Here is a 6,158-nt window from a genome sequence, read left to right on the forward strand (position 1 = left end):
AAGAGGAGCCTGTAGGGCGATTGGGTAAGTCGCCAAGCCGGTCGCGGGTGCTTGCCGATCAGGCTCCAACGTCTGCCAGAAAAACGCCTCCCGACAGCAAAACCAACGACACCACGGTATTTTTCGACAGCATCGGTCAAAAACGGAAGTAACGGCCCGGCGTCGTCATGTCCGCTTTGCCCCCAACCGCAGACATCCGTGAACTTGCCAAGCGCCTGGCGAGCCGCTCGCATTCCGCAAAAATGAAACGTCGAGGCGATGGAGCCGGTCGAGTAGATCATCGGCAAGGCCGATGACGCGAGCGATCATCTCGCCGACGTCGCCAAACTTCGCCGCATCGATGATGCGCTGACACCGATGCGATCCGCGCTGGCGCGGCAATTTCGAAACGCGAACCTCCGGGAAGCCCGCTGATGCGCCGACCAGGTCGGCCGCAGTTTCGACGCTTGTCAAACGTCCTATCCACCGTGTGCTGCGGCCTGCAATAGGTTTCAGTTCGGCCGCTCGCCTGGCTCAACCTGGTCATCGAGCGCCGGCAGCTCGGCTGCGCTCCGGATCGGAACGCACTAGGCTCGCAACACCGCGTTCATCGCTCATGCGCGTCCCACAGCTCGCGGAGCTTGGCGGCGAGATCATTGCAGCGCTGGTTTGCTCTTGCATCGCGCGCCTCGCCGATTTCGTAGAGGACGAACTCAAAGCCATCCGGCCCGTGCAGAACGATCCGGTTGAGGTCCTCGCCGCTGTATCCAAGCAATGTCTTGCTGCAGTAAAAACTTGGTATCTCGCTCATCGCACCATCTCCCATTGCATAAAAAATTTAGAGACGCTGCGCCATTAGCGGGGTGCCGCCGGCCTAACCCCCTTTCCCGCCGATCGACGAGGGATCATCGATCGATCAGGAGGCCATAAGGGCGCCGCAGCGGCAGGAAGATCGGCGCGCGGCGCGGTCAGCGCCAGAGGTTCTTGAACCGGCCCGGTGCCAGCTCGGTGTATCTCACGGTTGACTGGATGCTTCGATGGCCGAGATACGCTTGCAAGGTCCTGGTGTCAGTTCCCTTGTTGGCCAAGGCATAGCCAGTGCTGTGACGGAGCATGTGCGGGTGAACCTTGAACGGCAACTTGGCCTCGATGCCGGCGCGCTCGATCAGCTTGGCCAGGCCGGAAACCGAGAACGGCGCGCCGCGCTCGCTCACGAAGATGAAGGGCGACTTTGCCTCGCGCTTCAAAGCTCGCAGCGACCGCAGCTCGTCACCCAGCAATGGATGGGTGGCGGTTGCCCCGCCCTTGGCCCGGCGCAGGTGCAGGTTGCCGGTCTCGAACTCCACGTCGCTCCACTGCAGCGAGCACAGCTCCGAGGCCCGCAGGCCGTGTCGGAAGGCCATCAGGATCATGGTCGCGTCGCGCTGGCCCCAGCGGTTGGCCTTGGCGGCTGTGATCAGGCTCTCGACTTCGCGCTCAGTCAGATGCTCCCGTGGCCGAAGCTCCGCGTTCGGCCGCCTGGACGGCATCGACCGCTCAACTGTCCGATTTGCTGTTGCTGGCGCAACCAGCCGAAGCACCGATTTAGCCATTGATTGCGACTCCCCTGATGTCTGACTGTCCGTAATCTAGTAAGATTACGGACAGTAAGCAAGGGGCAAGATGAGGCTATCGCCTGCGATACTTCGGCCTGAACAGCGCCAACGACTGCGCCAGCTTGGCGCCAGGCGCTAGCCTGGTCGGCTCGACAACGATCTCGGCACGATCGCCGGCCTGGCGCTCGATTTCCGCGCCTATGATGGCGACCGGCTCCAGCGCCTCGCTTGGCGTTTGATCCATCAGCATCAGCCTCACGCAGTCCTCGATGGTTTTGCATTGATCGAACGCACCAGCCTCGCCGACCTCAACCCGATCGACCAACGCGCCGCCAAGCCGACCTTGCAGCTCGATGGCCCGACCGGCCGCATTGAGCTGATCCTTCTCGACCGCGCGCTCGTAGACGACCTCGGACTTCTCCAGGAGGTCGGCCGCGGTCGCTCGGATGATTCCACGGCGATTTACGTGCCGACCGGTCTCGTCGTAATGGCATTGCGAAACGCGAGCGGCGAGGCAATGGTGGAAATGGTTTCCGTGCCCTCGCCGACGCCCTGAATGGTGATGTCGCCGTAGTCCATAAGGCGACCAAGAATGCTCTGGTTGACGTCGACGCTCTCGACCTTGTCGAGGCTCATCTCGAAGGTCCGCCGCTTGATGAAACCGGTCTTGTGGACGACCCGCATGTTGGTGACGTCGGTCTCGGTGATCCAGCGGTGGAACCAGGCCGTCGCCGTCCAGTACAAGGCCGCAAGCCCAGCGACCGCTGCCAAGGCCACGCAAACCCATATCAGCGCGTCGGCGGCGACCATGCGCGATAGTACCAGAAACACAACCGCCATGATCCATGCCGCGATAGCCGGCAGAAAGTACATCCAGTGCTCGTTGGTCGAATACAGCACCCTCTCGCCGGGCTGCAGGATTTCGTCGATATAACGCCCCATACGCCTACCCTGATTTAACCCGTCACCACAGCAGTTTGCGCACCCTCGGTGGCCTAGTTCAAAAATACAGTGGCCTAATTTCAACGCTACGCCGGTCGCCTTCGCCCCGTAAGGTCTGTTTTGAAATTTTGACCCACCGGGCACGCGCTCGGCGGGTTTTGCTTTTATGTCACGCCATTTCTATAGAGCAGAAGCGGGCGTGTTACGGTTTGACTGCCCCTCGGCCGTGGGGGTCGTGTGTTCGGGCTGATGTGTGACCGGCAGCTGCAATACAGTCGCCCGCTGGCCGCTTGAGAGAAGCGTCACGAGAATGACGTTTCCGTCCGGCAATTCGAGCGCATCATGATGTCGGTGGGGATTGTACGGATCTATCTTGCGGAATCGCGCAACTCTGAAGTTGGTGGTCTTTTTCCAAATCCAGCTCTGATCGAATTTTACATCTTGATCAAAGGCCAATTCAGTCCCCGGAAGCAAGCAAACTGCCACGTTCGCTTCCCCCTCCGCCGCAAAGCCGCGGGTCCCTCCTGAAAATGACGTTGTGATAAGCATCTCGCCCACCTTTGCGGGACGAACGCGACAGCGTGCAGACTATAGTCACACATCGGATTTGCCTCCTCGCTTGAGATAGGTCGCCGCGCCCGCGCAGAGGCGCAAGCCACCATCAGAGTGGTAACACAAATTCTACGTCCACCTTGGCGGTTTAGCCACTCACATTATTTTTGAAAAAATTTCTCAAACCCTCGTCGGTTGATCGCGGTAGCGATCGCCCACGGGCTCAAACACTGGTAGGCGCAAAAGCGGCCAGTGAGGGTTTGACGGTCGACGGCGGGATTGGTGCCAAGCAGCGGCCCTTTCACCGGACCATGGCCGATGCCGGAGATGCGCGATGGCCGCACCGAATAAAATTCAATTTAATGGGTGTCGGCGGATTGCGAACCTACCTCAGCTCACGCGCATCGGCGGTCAACCGTCAATTGATCGCGTGTTCGAGGAAGTCAATATCGGTCATTCCGTTAATCGCTGTACCGCATCGTTTGGCGACCAGTGGGGTGTCGCCTAGGCCGCGGAGGCGACTGCCGGTCTCTTAGCGATCAATGTGCGTCGGTCGTGAATCAGGCTCTCCAGCCGGTGGGCTACCACATTCAATGTGGCATCATCCACCGCGCTCTCGTCTCCGGCAGCGGATTTGGCACGTTCCGCCTTTAGAATGCCGTCAATTTCTTCTTCAATATCCGACAGCTCGGCCTCTGCTTCGACTTTCCGGATCCGGCGCCCCAGGGCATAGAGAGAATCGAGCGGGCCTTCGGTCGCGCGGTTGCCGATGCCCAGGAATTTCCACGCCGCCGCAAGCATGGTGGCAGCACCACCTAGCACCATCGGCGTCAAATAGATCCAGTTGCCGTATTCATCCATGAAACTCTGCGTGGTGCTGTTGTAGACGGCTGCCGCGCCAGGGTGCAGCGGAAGGTAGGCATCCTGGTCGGTGCTGGGCGCGGTGATCTGCGCGAAAATCGGCTGCTCGCGCAAAAGATTCCTGCGCACGCTCATAATCGCCTGCGTGAGGTGGGTTACCAGATCAGTGCCGAGCTTCTTGTGCGCAACCAGGTATAGCGAGGTCCGCAAGGTTGTCAGGTCGTCTTCCGGGACCGGCGGTGATCCCCGCAGCGTGCCCTTCGGGACGTCGAAACTTTCAAAGGAACGTTCGGCCTCTGCAATTGCTGCCGCGGACTCGATGGAGATCAGTACCGGGACCTTTTTATGGTCGAGCTGAAAAAATCCGCGAACGAGCGAGAGGTATTTCTCGGCGAGCGGGATCACGACAAGCAGGGCACTGACCTGTTTTGACTGAATGGCTTGCCGGACATCCGTCAAAGCAAGGTTCTTGAATACAACTTTTGCGCTCGCCAGATCATATTCCCTGGTCAGCACATCGACAATTTTGGCGTTCGGTACGCCGCCGACCACGCCGACCGTGTGTCCCTTTAGGCCATCTATGCTGTCGATGGACGATCCCGGCGGCGCGATGATCAGTACGACCATATGGCTGACGACGACGACGGCTTGCGCCTGTGACAAATCGCCGACATCGCCGCGAACCACGGCGAGATCGACCTTACCCGCGGAGAAGGCGTTGGCGGCCTCAAGCGCGGTGCCGCTGTCGATGACCTTGAGCCGCACCGGCGCGTTCGTTGAAACGAGCTCGCTTGCTATCGCTGACATTGCCTTGGCAGCCTCGCCGTCGATCGAGCCGACCGCCAGGGTCAGCGTTGCCGGGCGAGTGTAGTACCGATAGGCAAGGAGACCCGCGCCTGCGGCAAAAACGACGACACCGAGAAGCAGGAAAAAACGAAGCCAAAGCGGCAATCTTGTCGACATCATGTTCGTCACTCCAATCGCTTGGCCGATGGCCACTGCCGCAGGCGTTGGCTGCAGCGCACGCAACCGTAAAATACCAAGAGCCGAGGCCCATTATGCAAAAACCGACAGGCGCCGAGAAAAAAGCGAATTGAGAACGAGGTGGCGAGCCCCTTTCGCGGTGAAGATCAAGCGGTCATAATCAAAAATAACGGCCCTGACCCACCAGACCTTGATCTGGCGCAACATCCCGCATCGACGGCTGCGATGAAGCGGTTTAACCGCCCTTAATTTGTTAAAGCCGCTTATTTTCTGCTGACGGGAGGATGGTGTTGCAAAAGTCCGTTTGCGGCATGTGTCTCAAATTCTCCGAGCCGTAGGCGCGACGATTGAATAGCGATTTGGGGAACCACGTCGACATGCACCAAACTCGCAGGCGACCGGGTCTTTCAGTCGATGAACGCCTCCGCTGGCGTAAACTCAAGTCCGTGCGCGTCCGCCACCGGCTTGCAGGTGATCTTGCCGTCGCAGACATTGAGGCCGTTACGCAAATGGATGTCGTCCTTCAAAGCTTGGCGCCAACCCTTATCGGCAAGCTGCAATGTGAAGGGCAAGGTGGCGTTGTTGAGCGCAAAGGTCGACGTACGTGCGACCGCTCCCGGCATATTGGCAACGCAATAATGCACCACACCATCGACCACAAAGGTCGGATCGGAATGGGTCGTCGGCCTCGACGTTTCGGCACACCCGCCCTGGTCGATGGCGATGTCGACGAACACGGAGCCCTGCTTCATCGTCTTTAGCATTGTGCGAGTAATGAGTTTTGGCGCGGAAGCCCCTGGCACGAGCACCGCGCCGATTACGAGATCAGCTTTAGTGACGAGGTCAGCGATCGCGGCGCGCGTCGAGAAGATCGTGCGTGCGCGGCCGTCGAACTGGGTCGCGAGGCGCCGCAGAACCTCGAGCGAACGGTCGAGAATCGTCACCTGAGCGCCCATGCCGAGTGCGATTGTCGCGGCGTTGGTGCCGGCGACGCCGCCGCCTATGATCAGCACATCCGCCGCCGGAGCGCCGGGAACGCCGCCTAGGAGAACACCACGCCCGCCGGGCTCCTTTTCAAGCGCATGAGCACCGACTTGCGGCGCGAGGCGACCGGCGACTTCCGACATCGGCGTGAGGAGCGGCAGTCCTCCTGACGAGGCGGTAACTGTTTCATACGCGATGCATACGGAGCCGCTCGAGATCAAGTCCTGCGTTTGCACCAAATCAGGCGCGAGATGCAGATAA

At 59.9% G+C, this 6,158-nt stretch carries 7 protein-coding genes and 1 pseudogene; 1 reads left to right on the forward strand and 7 read right to left on the reverse strand.

Annotated elements, in window-relative coordinates:
- Nucleotides 1–586: 586 nt before the first annotated feature.
- From VNX23_RS13285 to VNX23_RS13305, 5 genes and pseudogenes are all read right to left on the reverse strand, one after another.
- Nucleotides 587–790, reverse strand: a complete 204-nt coding sequence (locus VNX23_RS13285) for a hypothetical protein (protein ID WP_325630675.1) — start codon at nucleotides 788–790, stop codon at nucleotides 587–589.
- A gap of 157 nt (nucleotides 791–947) precedes the next feature.
- A complete protein-coding gene (locus VNX23_RS13290) occupies nucleotides 948–1,508 on the reverse strand; it encodes a tyrosine-type recombinase/integrase (RefSeq protein WP_325630677.1) in 561 nt (186 codons plus the stop codon).
- A 139-nt stretch (nucleotides 1,509–1,647) separates the two neighbouring features.
- On the reverse strand, nucleotides 1,648–1,899 hold the full coding sequence (locus VNX23_RS13295) for a hypothetical protein (RefSeq protein ID WP_325630679.1): 252 nt from the start codon (nucleotides 1,897–1,899) through the stop codon (nucleotides 1,648–1,650).
- A 137-nt stretch (nucleotides 1,900–2,036) separates the two neighbouring features.
- Nucleotides 2,037–2,516 carry a PH domain-containing protein gene (locus VNX23_RS13300; RefSeq protein ID WP_325630680.1) on the reverse strand — a complete coding sequence of 160 codons (480 nt, stop codon included), beginning with the start codon at nucleotides 2,514–2,516 and terminating at the stop codon, nucleotides 2,037–2,039.
- A gap of 180 nt (nucleotides 2,517–2,696) precedes the next feature.
- Nucleotides 2,697–3,118 (reverse strand): annotated as a pseudogene (locus VNX23_RS13305) (hypothetical protein).
- A gap of 284 nt (nucleotides 3,119–3,402) precedes the next feature.
- Here VNX23_RS13305 and VNX23_RS13310 point away from each other — a divergent pair.
- Nucleotides 3,403–3,576, forward strand: coding sequence for a hypothetical protein (locus tag VNX23_RS13310; RefSeq protein WP_325630682.1), 174 nt, complete (start codon nucleotides 3,403–3,405; stop codon nucleotides 3,574–3,576).
- Here VNX23_RS13310 and VNX23_RS13315 read toward each other — a convergent pair.
- Together VNX23_RS13315 and VNX23_RS13320 are read right to left on the reverse strand one after the other, a co-directional pair.
- The gene (locus tag VNX23_RS13315; RefSeq protein ID WP_325630684.1) at nucleotides 3,573–4,895 is read right to left on the reverse strand and encodes a TAXI family TRAP transporter solute-binding subunit; all 1,323 of its coding nucleotides are present in this window, start codon (nucleotides 4,893–4,895) and stop codon (nucleotides 3,573–3,575) included. The genes VNX23_RS13310 and VNX23_RS13315 overlap by 4 nt on opposite strands.
- Nucleotides 4,896–5,320: 425 nt before the next feature.
- Nucleotides 5,321–6,158 (reverse strand): alanine dehydrogenase (locus tag VNX23_RS13320; RefSeq protein WP_325630685.1); only part of this gene is annotated, 838 nt, incomplete at its 5' end.

It is taken from the genome of Bradyrhizobium sp., assembly GCF_035570375.1.
Lineage (GTDB): Bacteria > Pseudomonadota > Alphaproteobacteria > Rhizobiales > Xanthobacteraceae > Bradyrhizobium.

Excerpts from the sequence above, each read along its gene's own strand:
- VNX23_RS13300 (WP_325630680.1), bottom strand. The coding sequence starts at position 2,516 with ATGGGGCGTTATATCGACGAAATCCTGCAGCCCGGCGAGAGGGTGCTG.
- VNX23_RS13290 (WP_325630677.1), bottom strand. The coding sequence starts at position 1,508 with ATGCCGTCCAGGCGGCCGAACGCGGAGCTTCGGCCACGGGAGCATCTG.
- VNX23_RS13285 (WP_325630675.1), bottom strand. The coding sequence starts at position 790 with ATGAGCGAGATACCAAGTTTTTACTGCAGCAAGACATTGCTTGGATAC.
- VNX23_RS13310 (WP_325630682.1), top strand. The coding sequence starts at position 3,403 with ATGGCCGCACCGAATAAAATTCAATTTAATGGGTGTCGGCGGATTGCG.
- VNX23_RS13315 (WP_325630684.1), bottom strand. The coding sequence starts at position 4,895 with ATGATGTCGACAAGATTGCCGCTTTGGCTTCGTTTTTTCCTGCTTCTC.